The following is a 21,882-nucleotide window of genomic DNA, read 5'->3' as shown; positions in this document are numbered from 1 at the left end:
CAATCCTCTGGTGATAGTCATTTTTGACGAAAAGATGTCTTCTCGACACTTCTCGACACTCGGGGATCAGGCAACGTGCGTTGGCGTCGTTGCCGCCACCAGCTGTTTCAGGTTGACAGGCAGGTCATGTTCAACCGCTGCGTACAGGCCGTTGTATACCGGCTCGATTTTTTCCAGATAGTGCTCCAGCACCTGCTGGCGATCGCGGTTGGAGACGTGACCATCGATCATGCCGTCGGACATCAGCTGCGCCTGTGCAATCCGTTGTTTTTCACCCGCTTTTGTTTCGACGTAGTACTCAATGGTGTGGCTGTTAAAGGTGTTCGCCAGGGTGACGAAAATCGTGAAATGGCCGAAGAGGACAAAGCGCATATCCCCCTGCGCCGCACAGCTCATGGCGTGGTGAAGACGGGCTTTCGACAGGGTAATGCCCTGAATCAGAGAGTTGCAGTACTGGTGCCATTGCTCCTGCAGCTGCTGATGACGCCGTGCGATGTAATCGGCTTTTTCGCTGATTTCCCAAATAGTCATAAAACGCATCCGGTTAGTGAAGATTTCGGCTATTAAGCAGATTCCATGCCAGTTTTTAATGTATTGATTTACATAGGCTTTAATCTGGACAGCCCTGTCACATCGTCGGTGTCGACGTGTCATTTCGACAGCGTTGACATCGTCACCCCTTAAGGGAAATCAAGCTGGCACTGTTATTGCATTACAGGGTCAATTCATTGAGGAGGCGTCATGCACGAAATCACCCTCTGCCAGCGGGCTCTGGAACTTATCGAACAGCAGGCAGTACACAACCACGCCAAACGCGTGACGGGCGTCTGGCTGAAAGTCGGCGCATTTTCCTGCGTCGAAACCAGCGCCCTCACCTTCTGCTTTGAGCTGGTGTGTCGCGGCACGCTGGCGGAAGGCTGCGAACTTCACATTGAGGAGCAGCAGGCGGAGTGCTGGTGCGAGCAGTGCCAGCAGTACGTCACCCTGCTGTCATCAAAGGTTCAGCGCTGCCCGCTCTGCCAGTGTGCGGGGCTGCGCATCGTGGCGGATGACGGCATGCAGATCCAACGCCTCGAAATTGAGAAGGAGTAACGTATGTGCAGTACCTGCGGTTGCGCTGAAGGCAACCTGTATATTGAAGGGGATGAACACCGTCCCCACTCCGCGTTTCGCTCAGCCCCCTTTTCCCCTGCGCCGCGCCCGGCGGCGGCATTCACCGGGGTCACCTTCACGCCGAAACGGTCCGTTGAGGGCGATTTGCACTACGGACACGGCGCAGCCGGCACTCACGCTCCGGGCATCAGCCAGCGCCAGATGCTGGAGGTGGAGATCAACGTGCTCGACAAAAATAACCAGCTCGCAGCCCGCAACCGCGCCCGCTTTGATGCGCGTAACCAGCTGGTGCTGAATCTGGTCTCCAGCCCCGGCTCCGGCAAAACCACGCTGCTTACCGAAACCCTCAAACGCCTGAATGCGCGCGTCTCCTGTGCGGTAATAGAGGGCGATCAGCAGACGGTGAATGACGCGGCGCGCATTCGTGAAACCGGCACGCCCGCCATTCAGGTTAATACCGGTAAAGGCTGCCACCTTGATGCGCAGATGATTGCCGACGCCGCGCCGCGTCTGCCGCTGGCGGATAACGGCATTCTGTTTATCGAGAACGTCGGAAACCTGGTCTGCCCGGCGAGCTTCGACCTGGGCGAGCGGCATAAGGTGGCCGTGCTCTCCGTCACCGAAGGGGAGGACAAACCGCTGAAATATCCGCATATGTTTGCCGCCGCCTCGCTGATGCTGCTAAACAAAGTGGATTTACTGCCTTACCTCAACTTCGACGTGGAGAAATGCCTGGCCTGTGCCCGGGAAGTGAATCCGGATATTGAGATCCTGCTGGTCTCCGCCACGCGCGGCGAGGGCATGGAACACTGGCTGAACTGGCTGGAGCGTGAACGATGTGCATAGGCGTACCCGGACAAATTCACGCTATTGACGGCAATCAGGCCAAAGTGGACGTGTGCGGTATTCTGCGCGATGTCGACCTGACGCTGGTGGGCAGCACCGATGACACCGGCGCATCACGGCTTGGTCAGTGGGTGCTGGTTCACGTTGGCTTTGCGATGAGCGTGATTAACGAAGCGGAGGCCCGGGATACGCTCGACGCGCTGCAAAACATGTTTGACGTGGAGCCGGATGTGGGCGCACTGCTGTACGGCGAGGAACGGTAATCTATGCGCTACGTTGATGAATACCGTGCCCCTGAACAGGTGATGCAGCTGATTGACCATCTGCAATCCCGCGCATTATTACTTGAGTACACCGCCGAAAAACCGTTACGCATCATGGAAGTCTGCGGTGGACACACCCACGCTATCTTTAAGTTTGGCCTTGACCAGTTGCTGCCGAAAAACATCGAATTCATTCACGGCCCCGGCTGCCCGGTGTGCGTGTTGCCGATGGGGCGTATCGACAGCTGCCTTGAGATTGCCCACCATCCGGAGGTGATCTTCTGCACCTTCGGCGATGCGATGCGCGTGCCGGGCAAAAATGGCTCGCTGCTGCAGGCCAGAGCGCGCGGCGCGGATATCCGCATCGTTTACTCACCAATGGATGCACTGAAGCTGGCGGCCGACAATCCGACGCGAAAAGTGGTCTTTTTTGGGCTGGGTTTTGAAACCACTATGCCCGCAACGGCCATCACACTCCAGCAGGCGAAAGCCCGCAACATCGGCAATTTTTACGTTTTCTGTCAGCACATCACGCTCATTCCCACCCTTCGCAGCCTGCTTGAAGAGCCGGACAACGGTATTGATGCTTTTCTCGCGCCGGGCCATGTCAGCATGGTGATCGGTACTGAGGCGTATGGTTTTATCGCCGGGGAGTACCATCGCCCATTAGTGGTAGCTGGTTTCGAACCACTTGATCTACTACAAGGCGTGACCATGCTGGTTGAGCAGAAAATAGCGGCTCTGAGCGTCGTCGAAAATCAGTATCGCCGCGTGGTGCCGGACGAGGGGAATGTGCATGCGCAGCAGGCCATTCGCGAGGTGTTCAGAGTGGAAGGCAACAGCGAATGGCGCGGGCTGGGGCTGATTGCCGAATCCGGCGTACACCTGACGCCGCCGTATCGTTCCTTCGATGCCGAGGCGCATTTCCGCCCGCAGCCACAGCAGGTGTGCGACGATCCTGACGCCCGCTGCGGCGAGGTGCTCACCGGCAAATGCAAACCTCATCAGTGCCCGTTATTTGGCAGCACCTGTAACCCGCAAACCGCATTCGGTGCGCTGATGGTCTCCTCCGAAGGGGCCTGCGCCGCGTGGTATCAGTATCGCAATCAGGAGAGTGAAGCATGAAGACCGTGGAAATGGCGCACGGCAGCGGCGGACAGGCGATGCAGCAGCTCATCAATCAGCTGTTTATGGACGCCTTTAACAACCCCTGGCTGGCCGAGCAGGAGGATCAGGCGCGCATTGCGCTCTCCACGCTTACCGCCCAGGGCGACAGGCTGGCGTTCTCCACCGACAGCTATGTCATCGATCCGCTGTTCTTCCCCGGCGGAGATATCGGCAAACTGGCTGTTTGCGGTACCGCCAATGATGTGGCCGTCAGTGGCGCGGTGCCACGCTACCTCTCCTGCGGGTTTATCCTCGAAGAGGGGCTGCCGATGGAGACACTCAAAACGGTTGTCGCCAGCATGGCGCAGACCGCGCGCGAGGCGGGGATCGCTATCGTCACCGGCGATACCAAGGTCGTGCAGCGCGGCGCGGCGGATAAACTGTTCATCAATACGGCAGGAATGGGGGCGATCCCGGCGGATATTCACTGGGGCGCACAGCAGCTTGCCGTGGGCGACGTGCTGTTAGTCACCGGCACGCTGGGCTGCCACGGGGCGACTATCCTTAACCTGCGCGAAGGTCTGGGGCTGGACGGTGAGCTTCGCAGCGACTGCGCGGTGCTGACGCCCCTTATCCAGACGCTTCGCACAATACCTGGGGTGAAAGCCCTGCGCGACGCCACCCGGGGCGGCGTTAATGCTGTGATGCACGAGTTCGCCGCACGCTGCGGCTGTGGAATTGAACTGAACGAGCGCAGCCTGCCCGTTAAGCCTGCCGTGCGCGGGCTTTGCGAGCTGCTGGGGCTCGATCCGCTAAACTTTGCCAATGAAGGCAAGCTGGCGATTGGCGTTGAACGCCAGGCTGCCGACGCGGTACTGGCAGAACTGCGCGCCCATCCGTTAGGGAAAGAGGCCGCCATTATTGGTGAAGTGGTTGAACGCAAAGGGGTGCGTTTGACCGGGCTTTACGGCGTGAAGCGCACGCTGGATCTGCCGCACGCCGAACCGTTACCCCGAATTTGCTAGAACCGCGCCATAAGCGGTCAGCGCTGACGTTCTCTTTTTTGCCAGTTTCTATTGGAAAGCAATAATGCCGTATACACCGATGAGCGATCTTGGACAGCAGGGCCTGTTTGACATCACACGCACTCTTTTACAGCAGCCCGATTTAGGCTCGCTGAGCGATACCCTGACGCGGCTGGTCAGGCAATCAGCGCTGGCGGACAGCGCCGCTATCGTGCTCTGGCACAGCGGGACCCAGCGGGCGAGCTACTACTCAACGCGTGATAACGGCAAAGTCTTTGAATATGAGGATGAAACTTACCTCGCCCACGGCCCGGTGCGGCGTATTCTTTCCCGTCCTGAAATCCTGCACTGCAGCGCTGAAGAGTTCCGCCAGGCCTGGCCGATGCTGGCGGATAGCAATATCTATCAGCCTTTCGGCCATTACTGCATGCTCCCTCTGGCGGTGGAAGGCCATATTTTTGGCGGCTGCGAGTTTCTGCGCACTACCGACCTGCCGTGGAGCGAGGCGGAATATGAGCGTCTGCACACCTTTACCCAGATTGTCGGCGTGGTGGCGGAGCAGATCCAGAGTCGCGTCAACAATAATGTTGATTACGATCTGCTGAGCCGCGAGCGCGACAACTTCCGTATTCTGGTGGCGATCACCAACGCCGTGCTGTCGCGCCTGGACATGGACGAGCTGGTCAGCGAGGTCTCAAAAGAGATCCATCACTACTTCAAAATCGACGCTATCAGCATTGCGCTACGGGGCAATCGTAAGGGAAAACTCAACATTTACTCCACGCACTATCTGGATGAGGCCAACCCGGCGCACGAGCAGAGCGAAGTGGACGAAGCGGGCACCCTGTCCGAGCGGGTGTTCAAAAGTAAAGAGATCCTGCTGCTCAACCTGCACGAGCGTGACGTGCTGGCCCCCTACGAGCGGATGCTGTTTAACACCTGGGGCAATAAAATCCAGACGCTATGCCTGCTGCCGTTGATGTCGGGCAATACCATGCTTGGCGTGCTGAAGCTGGCGCAGTGCGATGAGGGCGTATTTACCACCGCCAACCTCAAGCTGCTGCGCCAGATTGCCGAACGTATCTCCATTGCCCTGGATAACGCCCTCGCCTATCAGGAGATCCATCGCCTGAAGGAGCGGCTGGTGGATGAGAACCTCGCCCTGACCGAGCAACTCAATAACGTGGACAGCGAGTTTGGCGAAATCATTGGCCGCAGTGATGCGATGTACAGCATCCTCAAGCAGGTTGAGATGGTGGCGCAGAGCGACAGCACGGTGCTGATTCTGGGCGAGACGGGTACCGGGAAAGAGCTGATCGCCCGGGCGATCCACAACTTAAGCAACCGCAACAGCCGGCGGATGGTGAAGATGAACTGCGCCGCCATGCCTGCGGGTCTGCTGGAAAGTGACCTCTTCGGTCATGAGCGCGGCGCCTTTACCGGGGCCAGCAGCCAGCGGCTGGGCCGGTTTGAGCTGGCAGATAAAAGCTCGCTGTTCCTCGACGAAGTGGGCGATATGCCGCTGGAACTGCAGCCTAAGCTGCTGCGTGTGTTGCAGGAGCAGGAGTTTGAGCGCCTCGGCAGCAACAAGCTTATCCAGACGGACGTGCGGCTGATTGCCGCCACCAACCGGGATCTTAAAAAAATGGTCGCCGACCGCGAATTCAGAAGCGATCTCTACTATCGCCTGAACGTCTTCCCGATCTGCCTGCCCCCGCTGCGCGAACGCCCGGAAGATATCCCTCTGCTGGTGAAAGCCTTTACCGCCAAAATTGCGCGGCGGATGGGGCGCAACATCTACAGCATTCCGGCAGAGACGCTCCGCACGCTCTCGGCAATGGAGTGGCCGGGTAACGTCCGCGAACTGGAAAACGTCATTGAGCGAGCGGTGCTGCTCACGCGCGGCAACGTGCTGCAACTCTCCCTGCCGGAGGTTTCTCTGCCTGAAACGACCGTGAGCGCAGCCGAGATGGCGAAAGAGGGAGAAGATGAATACCACCTTATTCTGCGCGTGCTGAAAGAGACCAACGGTGTGGTCGCCGGGCCGAAAGGTGCAGCCCAGCGTTTAGGGTTAAAACGCACCACCCTGCTGTCGCGCATGAAGCGCCTCGGGATTGATAAAGAGAACCTGATGTAAGTCCGCACTACGGCGGTGTTACTCTGACACCGCCTTTCGTCACCCTGCGCAATTGTCCCTCATTGACACAAAATCCTTTCCTCTGTATAAAATTCCGCCTTAATAATGAGTTTCATTTGCATCAAAAATAATATTAATGAAGGGTAGCGTTTAATGAAAAAGGTCATCTGCGCGTTGGGCCTGGCGTTTGCGTCGGTCAGTTCTGCTCTGGCAACCACATATCCTCTGACCATTGAAAACTGTGGTTATAAAGAGACCTTCACCAAAGCGCCGGAACGCGTGGTGGCCCTGGGTCAGAATACCGTCGAAATTTTGCTCCTGCTCGGCCTGGAAGATAAGGTGAAGGCCAGCGCCTTCTGGCCAACCAAAGTGTTGCCGCAGCTGGCTGAACAGAACGCAAAAATCAAAACCCTGACGGTAGAAATCCCGACCCTTGAATCCATCCTTTCGCAAAACCCTGATTTTGTGCCTGCGCAGCTTCCCCTGTTACTTGGGCCTGAAAGTAAGGTGGCGAAACGTGAAGATTTGGCCACGGTCGGTGTGAACAGCTACGTGTCACCGGGCATGTGCGCCACCAAAAAAGCCGCAGGTGATATGTACGGCAGCCGCCAGAAGCTGTGGGACATGACCTATCTCTATAAAGAGATTGAGGATTTCGCCAAAATCTTTAACGTGGAAGATCGCGGCCAGGCCGTGATTGCCGATTTCAAAAAACGTGAAGCTGACCTGCGCCAGGAGTTTGGTAAAAACAAAAAAGACCTCTCCTTTGTTTTCTGGTTCTCAAGCTCCTCTCCTTCGGCTGATGCCTATGTCGGCGGTAAAAACAGCGCCTCCGGTTTTATTGCTAACGTGCTGGGCGGGCACAACGCCATCACCTCCGAAACCGAATGGCCCACCGTGGGCTGGGAAAGCATTATTGCCGCTAATCCGGATGTGATTGTGGTTTCCAGCCTGGATCGCAACCGCTGGGCGCTGGATAACGCGGAAGAAAAAATCAAATTCCTGAAAACCGATCCTGCCGTCAGCCAGCTGGATGCCGTCAAAAAAGGCCATATCGTGGTGATGGACGGCCAGGCGATGAACCCGACGATCCGTACGATTTACGGTGCTGAACAGGTGGGTGAGCAGCTCAGAAAACTGGGGCTGAACTGATGACAGCCGCTGTACTTCAGGCCCGCCAGGGCCTGTTCCTGACCACGTCTGCTCTGCTTGCCGTTGTAGTGTTGTTTCTGGTGATCGCCCTCGGTGTCAGCGTCGGTGAGCTGTCCATCCCGCTTAATAACGTGTTTTACGCCATCAGCAACAGAATGGGGCTCACCGAGGTTCCGCTCAACCGCATCTATGAGAGCGTAATCTGGGACTTCCGCCTGAGCCGTGCGCTGGTCGCAGCCTGCTGTGGTGCAGGGTTAGCCATTTGCGGTGCCGTATTGCAGAGCCTGCTGAAGAACGCCCTGGCGGAGCCCTACGTGCTGGGCGTCTCTGCCGGCGCGTCAACGGGTGCGGTTTCCGTCGTGGTGCTGGGAGTGGGGACCGGGGCCGTTTCGCTCTCAGCGGGTGCCTTCGCGGGGGCATTCGCCGCGTTTGCATTTGTCGCCTTTCTGACGAACGGCGCGCGCGGCGGCAATGAACGCACCATTCTGGCAGGCGTGGCAGCCTCTCAGCTGTTCAACGCCATTACCGCCTACACCATCAGTACGTCTGCCAGCGCCCAGCAGGCGCGTGATGTGATGTTCTGGCTGCTGGGCAGTTTCAGCGGCGTACGCTGGCCTGAATTCCAGCTGGTGCTGGTTGTCGTCCTGACAGGGTTAGCCGTTTGCCTTTACTATTCCCGGGCGCTGGATGCCTTTACGTTCGGTGACGACGCAGCCGCGTCGCTGGGTATTGCCGTTCCCTGGGTGCGCCTGGCGTTATTTATCACGACCGCACTGATCACCGCGACGATCGTCAGCATGGCGGGCTCTATCGGCTTTGTGGGGCTGGTGGTTCCGCACGTCATGCGTTTCCTGTTCGGGCCGCTGCATCGCACCCTGCTGATTGCCAGCGCGCTGGCCGGGGCGATCCTGATGGTGCTGGCAGACATTGCCTCGCGCATGCTGATTGCGCCGCAAAGCCTGCCCGTCGGCGTAGTGACCGCGCTGGTCGGTGTGCCTTTCTTTGCCGTGATTATCTACCGTTCAAGGAATAAGTGATGAATATCTGCGCTGAAAATATCACCTGGAAGGTCGGCAAAAAAGTTATCGTCAGTGACGTGTCACTGAAGGTTTCTCGGGGGGAAACCGTTGGGCTGCTGGGCCCAAACGGCTGCGGAAAGTCGTCTCTGTTGCGTATTCTGGCGGGACTGCGTCGCCCGGATGCGGGCAGCGTGACCCTGGACGGACAGGACATTTCCCGCATCGCCAAAAAGCAGCTCGCCCGCCGGGTCGCATTCGTTGAGCAGCACGGGATGACCGACGCCAACATGCGCGTGCGCGACGTGGTAAAACTCGGGCGTATTCCGCACCACTCCCCTTTTTCTAACTGGAGCAAGCAGGATGACGACACCGTCACCGCGGCCCTGCAACGTGTGGATATGCTGGACAAAAGCGACCAGGGCTGGCTGAGCCTGTCCGGCGGAGAGCGTCAGCGCGTTCACATCGCCCGCGCGCTGGCCCAGACCCCGACGGAAATCCTGCTGGATGAACCCACCAACCACCTGGACATTCATCATCAGATACAGCTGATGCATTTAATCAGCGAATTACCCGTGACCAGTATTGTCGCCATCCACGATCTCAACCACGCCTCGATGTTCTGTGACTCGCTGATTGTGATGCAGAAAGGGCAAATTGTGGCGACGGGAACCCCGCAGGACATTTTATCCGAGTCGTTGCTCTGGGATGTCTTCAGAGTCAAAACCAAAATTGAGATATCGCCGTTCCATGGCAAAAAGCACATTCACTTTATCCTGTAGGGGCGAGTAAACCACAATGCCCCTTCGCCCTGCCACCACGCTCTGGCCGCCCGTTTTACTGGGTAGCCAGTTTGTTTTTAACATCGGCTTTTACGCCGTTGTTCCCTTCCTTGCGATATTCCTGCGCGACGACATGCTGCTTTCCGGCGGGCTTATCGGGCTGATTCTGGGTCTGCGCACCTTCTCACAGCAGGGGATGTTTATCGTTGGGGGCGCACTCTCAGACCGGTTTGGCGCGAAAGTGGTCATCCTGAGCGGCTGTATTGTTCGTGTTTCGGGTTACCTGCTGCTGGCCTTCGGGGGCACTCTGTGGCCAATCATTCTGGGTGCCTGCCTGACGGGCGTCGGCGGTGCACTATTCTCCCCTTCGATTGAGGCGTTGCTGGCAAAAGCGGGCACCCACAGTGAGGCGAAAGGGAAACGAAGCCGGGCGGAGTGGTTTGCGCTGTTTGCGGTCTGCGGGGAACTCGGCGCGGTACTGGGCCCGGTTGCTGGTGCCCTGCTGACGGGGCTTGGCTTCCGCCAGGTGGCGCTGGCAGGTGCCGGGGTGTTTATTGTTGCGTTAGTGGTGCTCTACTTCTGCCTCCCTGCTTCTGACCACCGTTCACAAACGCTGAAAATACAGCCCTGGTGGACAACGTTCCGCCAGCCTCGTTTCGTCGCCTTTATCATTGCCTATAGCTCGTGGCTGTTAAGCTACAACCAGCTTTATCTGGCGCTGCCGGTGGAGATCCAGCGGTCTGGCGGTAACGAGAAAGATCTCGGCCCGCTTTTTATGCTCGCCTCCGTGTTGATCATTACTCTACAGCTGCCGCTGGCACGCTTCGCCCGCCGCGTGGGCGCGGTGAGGATCCTGCCGGTAGGCTTTTTACTGCTGTCTGCCGCCTTTGCGAGCGTGGCGATGTTTGCGGCGACTGAACCGCCGGAGGGCTGGTGGCGGCTACTGCCGTCAGTCTCATTGGTTACGCTGCTGACGCTGGGACAGATGCTGCTGGTACCCTCGGCTAAAGATCTCATTCCGCGGTTTGCTGAGGAGTCCACGTTGGGGGCGCACTACGGCGCACTCTCCACTGCCGGAGGCATTGCGGTACTGGCAGGAAATTTGTTGTTTGGCAGTCTGCTGGATCGCGCGCTGGTGCCTTCACCCCAGGCGATTTACCCCTGGCTGCTGCTGGCCCTCTTCCCGTTATGCAGCGCACTGGCCGTGAACGTGATTTGCCGGCCGCTAAGACGCTGAACGACTCACTTTTTCGGGCGATACTTTTCCGGTAATTCCGGCACCGGACGACGATCATCAATCAGATGACGAACGGTCAGGATGGGGTGACGCCATAACATGCGCGGGCCGGCCCAGCGCATTATCTGCTTCATCTCTTCACGCTTTACAGGCTGGTAGCAGTGTACCGGGCACTGTTTACAGGCGGGCTTTTCTTCACCAAAAACACACTTGTCCAGACGCTTGTCGGCATACGCCCTGAGCGCCTGATAGTGCCCCTCTTCCTGAGAAGCCTGCGGGCACTGCTTCTCAAACAACGCGATCATTTTGGCGATCGTCTCTTTCTCTCGTGCGATACGTTTACCGGACATGGACAATGACCTCATATAAAGTGCATCCATAATACCTCTTTGCGCGTCGGTTTTCAGTCGTTGCATTTTATTTTCTGAAGACGCCTTCCAGTATTAAAGCGGCCAGACGGGTCAAACACTGGTATTTTATACAGGCAATGAGAACGCCCGTTGCCCAACTTTTTCGGAGGCCGTATGCCAGAGATCGTCATCACCCAACCCTATCGCCATTTAAAAGTGGGCTATTTCAGAAAGCGCCACGAGGATCGCCGAACCAAAATCCCGACGCGCTATAGCGTCCATGCCGCCCTCAGCCTTAAAGGCGACTGGCTGGAAAAAGCCGGATTTACCACCCATTCGCAGGTTCGGGTGGGCGTGGCGCACGGGAAAATCATCATCGAACTGATGCAGGAAGGCGCCTCGTAAAGTCGCGACTTTTTTCTGCGCCGCGCCATTTTTTCATGCGACAATAGAGGAAACCTACGGCCAACGAGCCGCGTAAAGACCATTATTATCAAAGAAATGGATATCATAACTCCATGAGCACAATCGACAATTTCGACGCACATACGCCGATGATGCAGCAGTATCTGAAGCTGAAAGCACAGCATCCGGAAATCCTGCTGTTTTACCGTATGGGCGATTTCTACGAGCTGTTTTATGACGATGCCAAACGTGCATCGCAGTTGCTCGACATTTCGCTGACCAAACGTGGCGCATCGGCAGGCGAGCCGATTCCGATGGCGGGTATCCCGCACCATGCCGTGGAAAACTACCTTGCGAAGCTGGTGAACCAGGGTGAATCCGTCGCGATCTGCGAGCAAATTGGCGATCCGGCCACCTCGAAAGGCCCGGTTGAGCGCAAGGTCGTGCGCATCGTCACGCCGGGCACCATCAGTGACGAAGCCCTGCTCCAGGAGCGCCAGGATAACCTGCTGGCGGCCCTGTGGCAGGATGGCAAAGGGTTTGGCTACGCGACGCTGGACATCAGTTCCGGTCGTTTCCGCCTGAGCGAGCCCGCCGACCGTGAAACCATGGCGGCCGAGCTGCAGCGCACAAACCCTGCGGAGTTGCTGTACGCCGAAGACTTTGCAGAGACCTCGCTGATTGAAGGTCGTCGCGGCTTACGCCGCCGCCCGCTGTGGGAATTCGAAATTGATACCGCGCGCCAGCAGTTGAATCTGCAGTTTGGCACCCGCGATCTGATTGGCTTTGGCGTTGAGAATGCTCCGCGCGGCCTGTGCGCCGCAGGCTGTCTGCTGCAGTACGTCAAAGACACCCAGCGTACCGCCCTGCCGCACATCCGTTCGATTACGATGGAACGCCAGCAGGACAGTATCATCATGGATGCGGCAACGCGCCGTAACCTTGAGATCACCCAGAACCTGGCGGGAGGCATCGAGAACACCCTCGCCTCGGTGCTGGACAATACGGTGACGCCGATGGGCAGCCGTATGTTGAAACGCTGGCTGCATATGCCCATTCGCGATACCCATACGCTTGTCTGCCGCCAGCAGACGATTGCCGCGTTGCAGGATCGCTACACCGAGCTGCAGCCCGTCCTGCGCCAGGTGGGCGATCTTGAGCGTATCCTTGCCCGTCTGGCATTGCGTACCGCCCGCCCTCGCGATCTTGCGCGTATGCGTCATGCTTTCCAGCAGTTACCGGAACTGCGTGCTCAGTTAAGCGACATTGACAGTGCACCCGTTCAGAAACTCCGTGAAACGATGGGCGAATTTACCGAGCTGCGCGAGCTGCTTGAGCGCGCCATTATCGATGCGCCGCCGGTTCTGGTGCGCGACGGCGGGGTCATTGCGCCGGGCTACAACGAGGAGCTGGACGAATGGCGCGCGCTGGCTGACGGTGCAACGGACTATCTCGACAAGCTTGAGATCCGCGAGCGCGAACGCCTGGGCCTTGATACCCTGAAAGTCGGCTATAACGCGGTACACGGCTACTTCATTCAGATCAGCCGTGGGCAGAGCCACCTGGCCCCTATCCACTACGTACGTCGCCAGACGTTGAAAAACGCCGAGCGCTACATTATTCCTGAGCTGAAAGAGTACGAAGATAAAGTTCTCACCTCGAAAGGCAAAGCGCTGGCGCTGGAAAAGCAGCTGTATGACGAACTGTTCGACATGCTCATGCCGCATCTCGGCGACCTGCAGCTCAGCGCGGGCGCGCTGGCAGAGCTGGATGTGCTGGTTAACCTGGCAGAGCGTGCGGAAACGCTGAACTACACCTGCCCGACCTTCATCGACAAACCGGGCATTCGTATTACCGAAGGCCGCCACCCGGTGGTGGAGCAGGTGCTGAACGAACCGTTCATCGCTAACCCGCTGAACCTGTCGCCGCAGAGAAGAATGCTGATCATTACCGGTCCGAACATGGGCGGTAAAAGCACCTATATGCGCCAGACGGCACTGATTGCGCTGCTCGCCTACATTGGCAGCTATGTCCCGGCGCAGCACGTCGAGATTGGCCCAATAGACCGCATCTTTACCCGCGTGGGCGCGGCGGACGATCTGGCAAGCGGTCGTTCAACCTTCATGGTGGAGATGACCGAAACCGCCAACATTCTGCATAACGCGACGGAACATAGCCTGGTGCTGATGGATGAAGTTGGGCGCGGAACCTCCACCTATGACGGACTGTCGCTGGCGTGGGCGTGTGCCGAAAGCCTGGCGAATAAAATCAAGGCGATGACGCTGTTTGCCACCCACTACTTCGAGCTGACGCAGTTGCCGGAAAAGATGGAAGGCGTAGCCAACGTCCACCTTGATGCGCTGGAGCACGGGGACACCATCGCCTTTATGCACTCAGTGCAGGATGGCGCAGCAAGCAAGAGCTACGGTCTGGCGGTTGCGGCGCTGGCAGGTGTGCCAAAAGAGGTGATTAAGCGCGCGCGTCAGAAGCTGCGTGAGCTGGAAAGCCTGTCACCGAATGCTGCGGCAACGCAGATTGATGGCACGCAGATGTCGCTGTTGGTGCCTGCGGAAGAGACCTCTCCGGCTGTTGAAGCGCTGGAGAACCTCGATCCGGATTCCCTGACGCCACGCCAGGCGCTGGAGTGGATTTATCGGTTGAAGAATCTGGTTTAGTTCTCGGTTTTTATTGCCGGGTGGCGGCTTCGCCTTACCCGGCCTACAAAACCTACAAGCCCGGTAAGCGGTTACGCCTCCGGGCTTATTTTTACAACAACGGCGGGATCGTCGGCACCTGCGGCGCGTCGTCAATATCCTTCTGCGTCATACGGAACGCTTCGGGATAATGCTCGCGACTGGTGCGGCGCAGGGGTTCGGTATCGCGCCAGGTATACAGGCAGTGCTGGCACTGGTAAACGGTCCAGACATCTTTCACCGGCGATGTCGCCATCACTTCGATATGCTCATCGGCACAACGTGGACAAATCATCATTTCCTCCTTATTGGCGCGCGGCCAGCATCGCGGTCAGTTTCTCAGCCCAGGCTTTGGTTTCAGGCAGATCCCGTACCGGCTGGCTATAGTGGCCGCGGTTATCCGGCGCGACGGGGGTGGTGGCATCAATAATCAGCTTGTCGGTGATCCCCGCCGGGCTGGAGCCAGGGTCGAGTTCAAGCACCGACATATTCGGCAGTTGCACCAGATCGCCTGCCGGATTGACCTTGGATGACAGCGCCCACATCACCTGCGGCAGGTTAAACGGATCGACGTCTTCATCGACCATAATGACCATCTTCACATAGCCGAGGCCGTGCGGCGTGGTCATGGCGCGTAATCCGACCGCGCGGGCAAAACCGCCGTAGCGTTTTTTGGTAGAGATAATCGCCAGCAGGCCGTGGGTGTACATGGCGTTCACCGCCTGCACTTCCGGGAACTCCGCCTTGAGTTGCTGATAGAGCGGCACGCAGGTTGCCGGGCCCATCAGATAGTCAATCTCTGTCCACGGCATGCCGAGGTAAAGAGATTCGAAAATCGGTTTGGTGCGGTAAGAGACTTTATCAATGCGCACTACCGTCATATTGCGGCCACCGGAGTAGTGTCCGGTGAACTCCCCGAACGGTCCTTCGATTTCGCGCTTGCGGCCTTCAATGACCCCTTCGAGGATCACTTCAGAGCCCCACGGCACGTCAAAGCCGGTCAGCGGTGCGGTGGCGATCGGGTACGGGCTTTCGCGCAGGGCGCCCGCCATTTCGTACTCGGACTGATCGTATTTCAGCGGCGTGGCGCCCATCAGGGTGATGATCGGATCGTTGCCGAGGGTGATCGCAATCGGCAGATCTTCGCCGCGCTCCTCCGCCTTATGCAGATGCAGCGCGATATCGTGCATCGGCACTGGCTGCAACCCCAGCTTGCGCTTGCCCTTCACTTCCATGCGATAAATGCCGACGTTCTGTTTACCGAAGTGGTCCGGGTCGAGGGGATCGCGTGACACCACGCAGGCTTTATCCAGGTAGAATCCCCCGTCGCCGTCGTTCAGACGAAACAGCGGCAGAATATCGAACAGGTTAATGTCTTCTCCGTCCACCGTGTTCTCGGCCCAGGGCGGGCTGGCGCGGCGCTCCGGTGCAACCGGGAAGTTATCCCAGCGACGGATAAATTCGTCGATCTGCTTTTTCACCGGCGTATTGGGGGGAAGCCCCAGCGAAATGGCGTGGTTCTGCCACGAGCCGATGGTGTTCATCGCCACGCGGGCATCGGTAAAGCCACGAATGTTATCGAACCACAGCGCGGGCGCGCCGTCCCCGATGCGCCCGGTGGCGTTGGCGGCCGCCGCCAGATCCGGTTCGGCGTTAACCTCTTCCTCTATTTTCAGCAGTTGCCCTTGCTCATCGAGCGCCTGCAGGAAGCTTCTCAAATCATCAAATGCCATTTTTATTCTCCTGTGAAACGTGTTTCGCCTCCTGCAGACCGTTCCAGCGGCGGGCCTTTTTGTGCTCCAGACCAAACTGGTCAAGCACGCGGGTCACAATATGCTGGGTGATGTCATCAGCGGTCTGCGGGTGGTTGTAATACGCCGGCATGGGCGGGACCATTGCGACGCCCATGCGGGAAAGCGCGAGCATGTTCTCAAGGTGGATAGTGCTGAGCGGCGTCTCGCGCGGGACCAGCACCAGCTTGCGCCCCTCTTTCAGCACCACATCTGCCGCGCGTCCGACCAGCCCTTCGGCGTAGCCCGCGCGGATCCCGGCCAGCGTTTTCATGCTGCACGGGATGACGATCATGCCGTCGGTACGAAACGAGCCTGAGGAGATGGTGGCGGCTTGATCCGCCGGGCTGTGCACGACGTCTGCCAGTGCGGCGACGTCCTGTGCGGTATAGGGGGTTTCCAGTTCTATCGTCGTCTTCGCCCACTTCGACATCACCAGATGCGTCTCTACGTCCGGCATCTCACGCAGCGCCTTGAGCAGCGCCACGCCCAGTGGAGCACCCGTTGCCCCCGTCATCCCAACAATCAGTCTCATTTATCACCTCGCAACTATTTGTTCGCATACGAACATAATGCTTACGCTACTCCCGGATTGGCTTTCTGGCAAGATCGTTCGCACACGATCACATTAATTGCTAAAAAATGACGCGTTAAAATCCCGGGCAAACGGGGCTATCATAGGGAGAGAATTTTTTCGTCGGAGTGTTCATGGACCTAAGACAAGAGGCGTTTCACCTGTTACGTCAGCTTTTTCAGCAGCATACCGCCCAGTGGCAGCATGCCCTCCCGGAACTGACCAAGCCACAGTATGCGGTGTTACGTTCGATTGCCGAGCATCCGGGGATTGAGCAGGTGGCCTTAACCGAAGTGGCCGTGAGTACCAAGGCGACGCTGGCGGAGATGCTGAGCCGCATGGAGTCCCGGGGTCTGGTAAAACGCGAGCACGATCCTGCCGACAAGCGTCGCCGCTTTGTCTTTTTAACACCGGAAGGCGAGGCGCTGCTCGCGCGCTGTCAGCCCGTCGGGAATGATGTGGATGAGGCGTTTTTAGGCCGCCTCAGCAGGGAAGAACGGGAGCAGTTCTCGGCGCTCATCAAAAAAATGATGCACAACTAGTTTACCCGGGCGCGCATAAAATCAATAAACGTGCGCACCTTCGCCGAAACATGCTGGGCATCAGGATAGACAGCATAGATGCCCTGCTGCGCAAAAGTGTATTCCGGCAACACCGGGACCAGTTGCCCGGTATCGAGCGCGTTTTGTACCAGCCACGCGGGCAACAGCGCCACACCGCTGCCGGCCAGGGCAAAGGCCATCAGCGCCTGCGCGCTGTCGGCGTATAAGCGCGGGGCTTTTTTTATCTCCAGCACAACACTTTCACCGTCCGCTTTACGCAGCTGCCAGCGCAGCGGTGAAGCGAGACGTTCATGAATGATCCATTCCGCCTGCGCCAGCGCCTCTGGCGAATCCACGGGATGGGCGTGCAGCCACGCCGGCGACGCCACGGGCAGGATGGCAAAGTGCGAAATCAGCGCGGCGTGATAGCGCGAATCTGCTAGCGTCCCGAGCCGGATGGCAACATCAAAACGTTCTGAAATAAGATCCCTGTGCAGCGAGGATGACACCAGCCGCACGCGCAGCTCCGGGTGCAGGAGGCTAAATTCGGCCAGCAGGGGCACCACCACTTTCGCCCCATATTCCGGGGTGCTGGTAATGCGCAGTTCTCCCGTCAGCCCCGCATGGTTGGCGCGCACATCATCCGCGAGACTCTCCGCATTTTTAAGCAGCGCCAGGCTTCGCTGATAGAACAGCTCCCCGGCTTCGGTCAGGCGCAGACGACGGGTAGAACGCAGCAACAGCGTGACGCCCAGCTCATCTTCAAGCTGGCGAATATTAAAACTGACAACCGCTTTCGTTAGCCCCAGGGCGTCAGCGGCAGCAGTGAAGCTTCCGCTCTCGACCACCGCCACAAACATCGCCGTGCGCTGCAAATTCAACATGCTGCGCCTTTTCACTGTCAAAATTTTTTTGACAGTATATCGCGCTTTGTCGCGTTTATCTGCGCCGCACCGACCGCTACGATACGCCCTCACTGGAGGAGTTCCCATGATGTATCGCACCAGGGTCGCCGTTGTGTTTCTGCTCGGCTTTTTTCTCGACCTGATTAACATGTTCATCGCCAGCGTGGCCTTTCCGGCGATGGGCGAGGCGCTACACGCCACGCCCTCCGCGCTTGCGTGGGTCAGTAATGGCTACATTGCCGGGCTGACGCTGGTTATCCCGTTCAGCGCAATGCTGGCGCGCCTGCTTGGGGCCAAACGCCTGATCCTGCTTTCGCTTTTTGTGTTTAGCGCCGCATCTGCCGCCGCGGGCCTGGCGTCGACGCTCGACAGCCTGATCGCCTGGCGTGTAATTCAGGGGCTTGGCGGCGGATTGCTGATACCGGTTGGGCAGGCGCTGGCGTGGCAGCAGTTTAAGCCGCACGAACGTGCCAGGCTCTCCTCGGCGGTCATGCTGGTGGCCCTGCTGGCACCGGCATGCTCGCCAGCGCTGGGCGGCGTGCTGGTTCAGACGTTCGGCTGGCGATGGATTTTTTTCGCTACCCTGCCCGTTGCCGCACTCGCCTTTGTCCTGGCCGGGCTGTGGCTTCGCAACGAAAAGCCGCAGCAGACCCTGACAAGGCGGCTGCTTCACCTCCCGCTGCTGAAGGATCCGCTGCTGCGCTTCTCCATGCTGGTCTACCTGTGCGTTCCCGGCACGTTCATCGGCGTGAACGTGATGGGCATGTTTTACCTGCAAAGCATCGCCAGGCTGACGCCTGCCGAAACCGGGGCGCTGATGCTTCCCTGGTCACTGGCCTCTTTTGTGGCCATCACGGCAACGGGGCGCTACTTCAACCGTACCGGCCCACGGCCGCTCATCGTGCTCGGCTGTCTTTTGCAGGCTATCGGGATGGGGCTTCTTATCGGTATCGGGCCAGATACCCCGTTCACGCTGCCGGTGCTGGCGTTTACCCTGATGGGCGCGGGCGGTAGCCTGTGCAGCAGCACGGCGCAAAGCAGCGCGTTTTTGACAATCCCGCATGATGCGATGCCGGACGCCAGTGCGCTGTGGAACCTTAATCGTCAGCTGAGCTTTTTTCTGGGGGCGCTGGTGTTAGCCGCGCTGCTTAGCCTGGCGCAGCGCTACCTGCCGCCACTTACGGCGTGGCACGGTATCTTTCTTTTTGCCGCAGGCGTAACGTTACTGCCCCTGCTGGCCGTTATTCGTCTTAACAATGCGAAGGTGCTGAGGCAGCTTCAACAGGAGAACGTATGACCCCCTACGAAACCGAAATTATCGATCTTCACGTGGCGCTCGAACAGTGGCTGGGAGAGGGGGAAGGCGACATTAACGCCCTGCTCGCCCGCTTTCGTCCGGACTTTATGATGATTCCACCAGGCGGTACGCATCTGGATCATGCGGCGCTGGTCAGCTTCCTGGAAAACCAGCGCGGTAGCCGCCCCGGCCTGAAAATAAGGATCGACAGGCTTACCACGGTGCAGCAGTGGGACGGTGGCGCGGTGATGCACTACCGGGAGACGCAAACCCGCCCGGATTGCCCCGTCAACGTGCGCGGGTCAACCGCGGTGCTTAATCAGGAAGGAAATACGGTGAGCTGGCGGCTGCTGCACGAAACCGCACAGGCGTAGCGCAAAAGAAAAAGGCCCGTCTCACGACGGGCCTTTTTTGACGAAAGGGTGCTTATTCGCGGAACAGCGCTTCGATATTCAGACCTTGCCCCTGCAGGATTTCACGCAGGCGACGCAGACCTTCAACCTGAATCTGACGAACACGTTCACGGGTCAGGCCAATTTCGCGGCCGACGTCTTCCAGTGTTGCAGCTTCATACCCCAGTAAACCGAAACGACGTGCCAGCACTTCACGCTGTTTGGCGTTCAGTTCGAACAGCCATTTGACGATGCTCTGTTTCATGTCATCGTCCTGCGTGGTGTCTTCCGGGCCGTTGTCTTTTTCATCGGCCAGGATGTCCAGCAGCGCTTTCTCGGAGTCGCCACCCAGCGGGGTGTCAACGGAGGTAATGCGCTCGTTGAGACGCAGCATACGGCTTACGTCATCAACCGGTTTATCCAGTTGTTCGGCAATCTCTTCAGCGCTCGGCTCGTGGTCCAGTTTATGGGACAACTCGCGCGCAGTACGCAGATAGACGTTCAACTCTTTGACGATGTGGATCGGCAGTCGAATCGTACGGGTTTGGTTCATAATAGCCCGTTCGATGGTCTGACGAATCCACCAGGTTGCGTAGGTTGAGAAACGGAACCCGCGTTCCGGGTCAAACTTCTCAACTGCGCGGATGAGACCTAAGTTGCCCTCTTCAATCAGGTCAAGCAAAGCCAGACCACGATTGCCGTAACGGCGAGCAATTTTCACGACCAGACGCAAGTTACTTTCAATCATGCGACGGCGCGAGGCAACATCACCACGCAAAGCACGACGTGCGAAATAGACTTCTTCTTCGGCCGTTAACAGAGGGGAATAACCAATCTCCCCAAGGTAAAGCTGAGTCGCGTCCAGCACACGCTGTGTGGCACCCTGCGATAACAGCTCTTCTTCAGCTAAATCGTTATCACTGGGTTCCTCTTCTACTAAGGCTTTTTCGTCAAAAGCCTCTGCTCCGTTCTCATCAAATTCCGCATCTTCATTTAAATCATGAACTTTCAGCGTATTCTGACTCATAAGGTGGCTCCTACCCGTGATCCCTGGACGAGACACCCTGGCTTGCATGCCTCGTCAATTTATCGCTGCGGCAAATACTGCAGCGGGTTTACGGATTTCCCCTTGTAACGAATTTCAAAATGCAAGCGTGTAGAACTGGTTCCGGTGCTACCCATGGTAGCGATTTTTTGCCCCGCCTTAACTTCTTGTTGTTCCCGGACCAGCATAGTGTCGTTATGGGCGTAGGCACTCAGATAATCATCGTTATGTTTTATGATAATAAGATTACCGTAACCGCGCAGCGCGTTACCGGCATACACAACGCGTCCGTCTGCGGTCGCGATGATAGCCTGTCCCTTACTTCCTGCGATATCGATCCCTTTGTTACCCCCCTCTGAGGTGGCAAAGTTCTCGATAATCTTGCCATCAGTCGGCCAGCGCCATGCTGAGATAGGCGAACTGGACGTCATACTGCTGGCAGTCGGTTCGGTAGAGCTAACCACAGGTGCCGTTACCGGTGCTGTGACAACCGTCGCAGTACCTTTATTATTCGGCAACATTTTGTTAGCACTCTGATCACCTGAGTCCTCAGAATACGTAATTACCGGTTGCGAAGCAACTACCGTGCTGGTTTTTTGTGCAGGTTTAACACTGTTATTTTGCGCCGTTACGTCTGCAGCAGAAACGGTATTACCCGGCGTTAACGGTTTGCCGGTTGCATTGCCGACCTGCAGCGTTTGGCCGACTTCCAGTCCATACGGGGCCTGGACGTTATTGCGCTGTGCCAGATCGCGGAAATCGTTCCCGGTGATCCAGGCAATATAGAACAGCGTATCACCGCGCTTCACGGTGTAGGTGCTGCCGCCGGTATAGCTTCCTTTCGGAATGTTCCCATACTGGCGGTTATACACTATGCGGCCATTTTCGGTCTGCACAGGCTGTTGTACTGGCTGAATCTGCGTTGGCTGCGTAACAGGCGTCTGAACCGGCTGAATTTGTGGTGTTTGCTGCGCCGCCGTATTGCCCATCTTAGGCGGTGGCGTGATCAACATTCCGCTGGACGTGTTGCCCGAGCCGCTGCTGCCGCCCACGGAGGAAACAGGTGCAGGTGGATTATTTGAATTTGAACAGCCCGCCAGCCAGAGCGAAACCAGTGATAATGCCGCAACACGGCTGATGGTGAATTTAGGGCTTCCCGCGCTCATTTATCCCCCAGGAATGTAATGACTTTTAGTGACGAAAAATAACCG

Annotated in this window: 23 protein-coding genes; 15 read left to right on the top strand and 8 right to left on the bottom strand. The window is 57.8% G+C overall.

Annotation, left to right across the window (positions count from 1 at the left end; genetic code table 11):
• Window positions 1–66: 66 nt before the first annotated feature.
• Window positions 67–531: a formate hydrogenlyase regulator HycA gene (gene hycA, locus I6L58_RS17745; protein ID WP_088208686.1), complete on the bottom strand. Its 465-nt coding sequence runs from the start codon at window positions 529–531 to the stop codon at window positions 67–69.
• A gap of 210 nt (window positions 532–741) precedes the next feature.
• Here hycA and hypA point away from each other — a divergent pair, with 210 nt between their 5' ends.
• The 10 genes from hypA to I6L58_RS17695 all read left to right on the top strand — a co-directional run bounded on the left by hypA (window position 742) and on the right by I6L58_RS17695 (window position 10,678).
• Entirely contained in the window at window positions 742–1,092 is a 351-nt protein-coding gene (gene hypA, locus I6L58_RS17740) for a hydrogenase maturation nickel metallochaperone HypA (protein ID WP_006178194.1), read from the top strand.
• A 3-nt stretch (window positions 1,093–1,095) separates the two neighbouring features.
• Window positions 1,096–1,959, top strand: coding sequence for a hydrogenase nickel incorporation protein HypB (hypB, locus tag I6L58_RS17735; RefSeq protein ID WP_088208646.1), 864 nt, complete (start codon window positions 1,096–1,098; stop codon window positions 1,957–1,959).
• Window positions 1,950–2,222: a HypC/HybG/HupF family hydrogenase formation chaperone gene (locus I6L58_RS17730; protein WP_088208645.1), complete on the top strand. Its 273-nt coding sequence runs from the start codon at window positions 1,950–1,952 to the stop codon at window positions 2,220–2,222. Before hypB ends, I6L58_RS17730 begins: the two co-directional genes overlap by 10 nt.
• A 3-nt stretch (window positions 2,223–2,225) precedes the next feature.
• On the top strand, window positions 2,226–3,347 hold the full coding sequence (gene hypD, locus I6L58_RS17725) for a hydrogenase formation protein HypD (protein WP_088208644.1): 1,122 nt from the start codon (window positions 2,226–2,228) through the stop codon (window positions 3,345–3,347).
• Window positions 3,344–4,354, top strand: a complete 1,011-nt coding sequence (hypE, locus tag I6L58_RS17720; protein ID WP_058608515.1) for a hydrogenase expression/formation protein HypE — start codon at window positions 3,344–3,346, stop codon at window positions 4,352–4,354. The genes hypD and hypE overlap by 4 nt, the downstream gene beginning before the upstream one ends.
• A 64-nt stretch (window positions 4,355–4,418) precedes the next feature.
• Complete coding sequence (gene flhA / locus I6L58_RS17715) at window positions 4,419–6,491, top strand: formate hydrogenlyase transcriptional activator FlhA (protein ID WP_088208643.1); 2,073 nt, start codon at window positions 4,419–4,421, stop codon at window positions 6,489–6,491.
• A gap of 153 nt (window positions 6,492–6,644) precedes the next feature.
• Entirely contained in the window at window positions 6,645–7,643 is a 999-nt protein-coding gene (locus I6L58_RS17710) for a siderophore ABC transporter substrate-binding protein EitA (RefSeq protein WP_058608517.1), read from the top strand.
• Window positions 7,643–8,680, top strand: coding sequence for a FecCD family ABC transporter permease (locus I6L58_RS17705; protein WP_006178206.1), 1,038 nt, complete (start codon window positions 7,643–7,645; stop codon window positions 8,678–8,680). The genes I6L58_RS17710 and I6L58_RS17705 overlap by 1 nt, the downstream gene beginning before the upstream one ends.
• The gene (locus I6L58_RS17700) at window positions 8,680–9,441 is read left to right on the top strand and encodes a siderophore ABC transporter ATP-binding protein EitC (protein ID WP_088208642.1); all 762 of its coding nucleotides are present in this window, start codon (window positions 8,680–8,682) and stop codon (window positions 9,439–9,441) included. The genes I6L58_RS17705 and I6L58_RS17700 overlap by 1 nt, the downstream gene beginning before the upstream one ends.
• A gap of 16 nt (window positions 9,442–9,457) precedes the next feature.
• The gene (locus I6L58_RS17695; RefSeq protein ID WP_088208641.1) at window positions 9,458–10,678 is read left to right on the top strand and encodes an MDR family MFS transporter; all 1,221 of its coding nucleotides are present in this window, start codon (window positions 9,458–9,460) and stop codon (window positions 10,676–10,678) included.
• A 5-nt stretch (window positions 10,679–10,683) separates the two neighbouring features.
• On the opposite strand, the gene I6L58_RS17690 is transcribed toward I6L58_RS17695, so the two are convergent.
• Window positions 10,684–11,028 (bottom strand): nitrous oxide-stimulated promoter family protein, encoded by a 345-nt coding sequence (locus I6L58_RS17690; RefSeq protein ID WP_176399431.1) that lies wholly within the window; start codon window positions 11,026–11,028, stop codon window positions 10,684–10,686.
• 174 nt (window positions 11,029–11,202) lie between these two features.
• Between I6L58_RS17690 and I6L58_RS17685 the strand changes: the two genes are divergently transcribed.
• Window positions 11,203–11,433, top strand: coding sequence for a SymE family type I addiction module toxin (locus tag I6L58_RS17685; RefSeq protein WP_006178214.1), 231 nt, complete (start codon window positions 11,203–11,205; stop codon window positions 11,431–11,433).
• Window positions 11,434–11,546: 113 nt separating this feature from the next.
• Entirely contained in the window at window positions 11,547–14,108 is a 2,562-nt protein-coding gene (gene mutS, locus I6L58_RS17680; RefSeq protein WP_088208640.1) for a DNA mismatch repair protein MutS, read from the top strand.
• 91 nt (window positions 14,109–14,199) lie between these two features.
• Here mutS and I6L58_RS17675 read toward each other — a convergent pair whose 3' ends face one another.
• Genes I6L58_RS17675 through I6L58_RS17665 form a run of 3 tightly spaced genes read right to left on the bottom strand, consistent with a single transcriptional unit; the run spans window position 14,200 to window position 16,451 of the window.
• Window positions 14,200–14,421 carry a non-oxidative hydroxyarylic acid decarboxylases subunit D gene (locus I6L58_RS17675; protein ID WP_014071539.1) on the bottom strand — a complete coding sequence of 74 codons (222 nt, stop codon included), beginning with the start codon at window positions 14,419–14,421 and terminating at the stop codon, window positions 14,200–14,202.
• Between the two features lie 10 nt (window positions 14,422–14,431).
• Window positions 14,432–15,859, bottom strand: a complete 1,428-nt coding sequence (locus I6L58_RS17670) for a non-oxidative hydroxyarylic acid decarboxylases subunit C (RefSeq protein WP_006178217.1) — start codon at window positions 15,857–15,859, stop codon at window positions 14,432–14,434.
• On the bottom strand, window positions 15,849–16,451 hold the full coding sequence (locus tag I6L58_RS17665; protein WP_006178219.1) for a non-oxidative hydroxyarylic acid decarboxylases subunit B: 603 nt from the start codon (window positions 16,449–16,451) through the stop codon (window positions 15,849–15,851). Before I6L58_RS17665 ends, I6L58_RS17670 begins: the two co-directional genes overlap by 11 nt.
• 173 nt (window positions 16,452–16,624) lie before the next feature.
• Between I6L58_RS17665 and I6L58_RS17660 the strand changes: the two genes are divergently transcribed.
• Window positions 16,625–17,032, top strand: coding sequence for a MarR family winged helix-turn-helix transcriptional regulator (locus I6L58_RS17660; protein WP_058608523.1), 408 nt, complete (start codon window positions 16,625–16,627; stop codon window positions 17,030–17,032).
• Here the strand turns inward: I6L58_RS17660 and I6L58_RS17655 are convergent.
• Complete coding sequence (locus I6L58_RS17655) at window positions 17,029–17,916, bottom strand: LysR family transcriptional regulator (RefSeq protein ID WP_042321811.1); 888 nt, start codon at window positions 17,914–17,916, stop codon at window positions 17,029–17,031. The genes I6L58_RS17660 and I6L58_RS17655 overlap by 4 nt on opposite strands.
• A gap of 106 nt (window positions 17,917–18,022) precedes the next feature.
• Here I6L58_RS17655 and I6L58_RS17650 point away from each other — a divergent pair, with 106 nt between their 5' ends.
• Window positions 18,023–19,234 (top strand): MFS transporter, encoded by a 1,212-nt coding sequence (locus I6L58_RS17650; RefSeq protein WP_088208639.1) that lies wholly within the window; start codon window positions 18,023–18,025, stop codon window positions 19,232–19,234.
• The gene (locus I6L58_RS17645) at window positions 19,231–19,608 is read left to right on the top strand and encodes a DUF4440 domain-containing protein (protein ID WP_088208638.1); all 378 of its coding nucleotides are present in this window, start codon (window positions 19,231–19,233) and stop codon (window positions 19,606–19,608) included. The genes I6L58_RS17650 and I6L58_RS17645 overlap by 4 nt, the downstream gene beginning before the upstream one ends.
• A gap of 52 nt (window positions 19,609–19,660) precedes the next feature.
• Here I6L58_RS17645 and rpoS read toward each other — a convergent pair whose 3' ends face one another.
• Together rpoS and nlpD are read right to left on the bottom strand one after the other, a co-directional pair.
• Window positions 19,661–20,653 carry an RNA polymerase sigma factor RpoS gene (rpoS, locus tag I6L58_RS17640; RefSeq protein WP_013098493.1) on the bottom strand — a complete coding sequence of 331 codons (993 nt, stop codon included), beginning with the start codon at window positions 20,651–20,653 and terminating at the stop codon, window positions 19,661–19,663.
• Window positions 20,654–20,712: 59 nt separating this feature from the next.
• On the bottom strand, window positions 20,713–21,837 hold the full coding sequence (gene nlpD, locus I6L58_RS17635) for a murein hydrolase activator NlpD (RefSeq protein ID WP_042321814.1): 1,125 nt from the start codon (window positions 21,835–21,837) through the stop codon (window positions 20,713–20,715).
• Between the last annotated feature and the right edge of the window lie 45 nt (window positions 21,838–21,882).

The organism is Enterobacter cancerogenus (assembly GCF_019047785.1).
Taxonomy (GTDB): Bacteria; Pseudomonadota; Gammaproteobacteria; order Enterobacterales; family Enterobacteriaceae; genus Enterobacter; species Enterobacter cancerogenus.
Note: the sequence above shows the minus strand (reverse complement) of the source record. Positions and strands in the feature narration are given on the sequence as shown.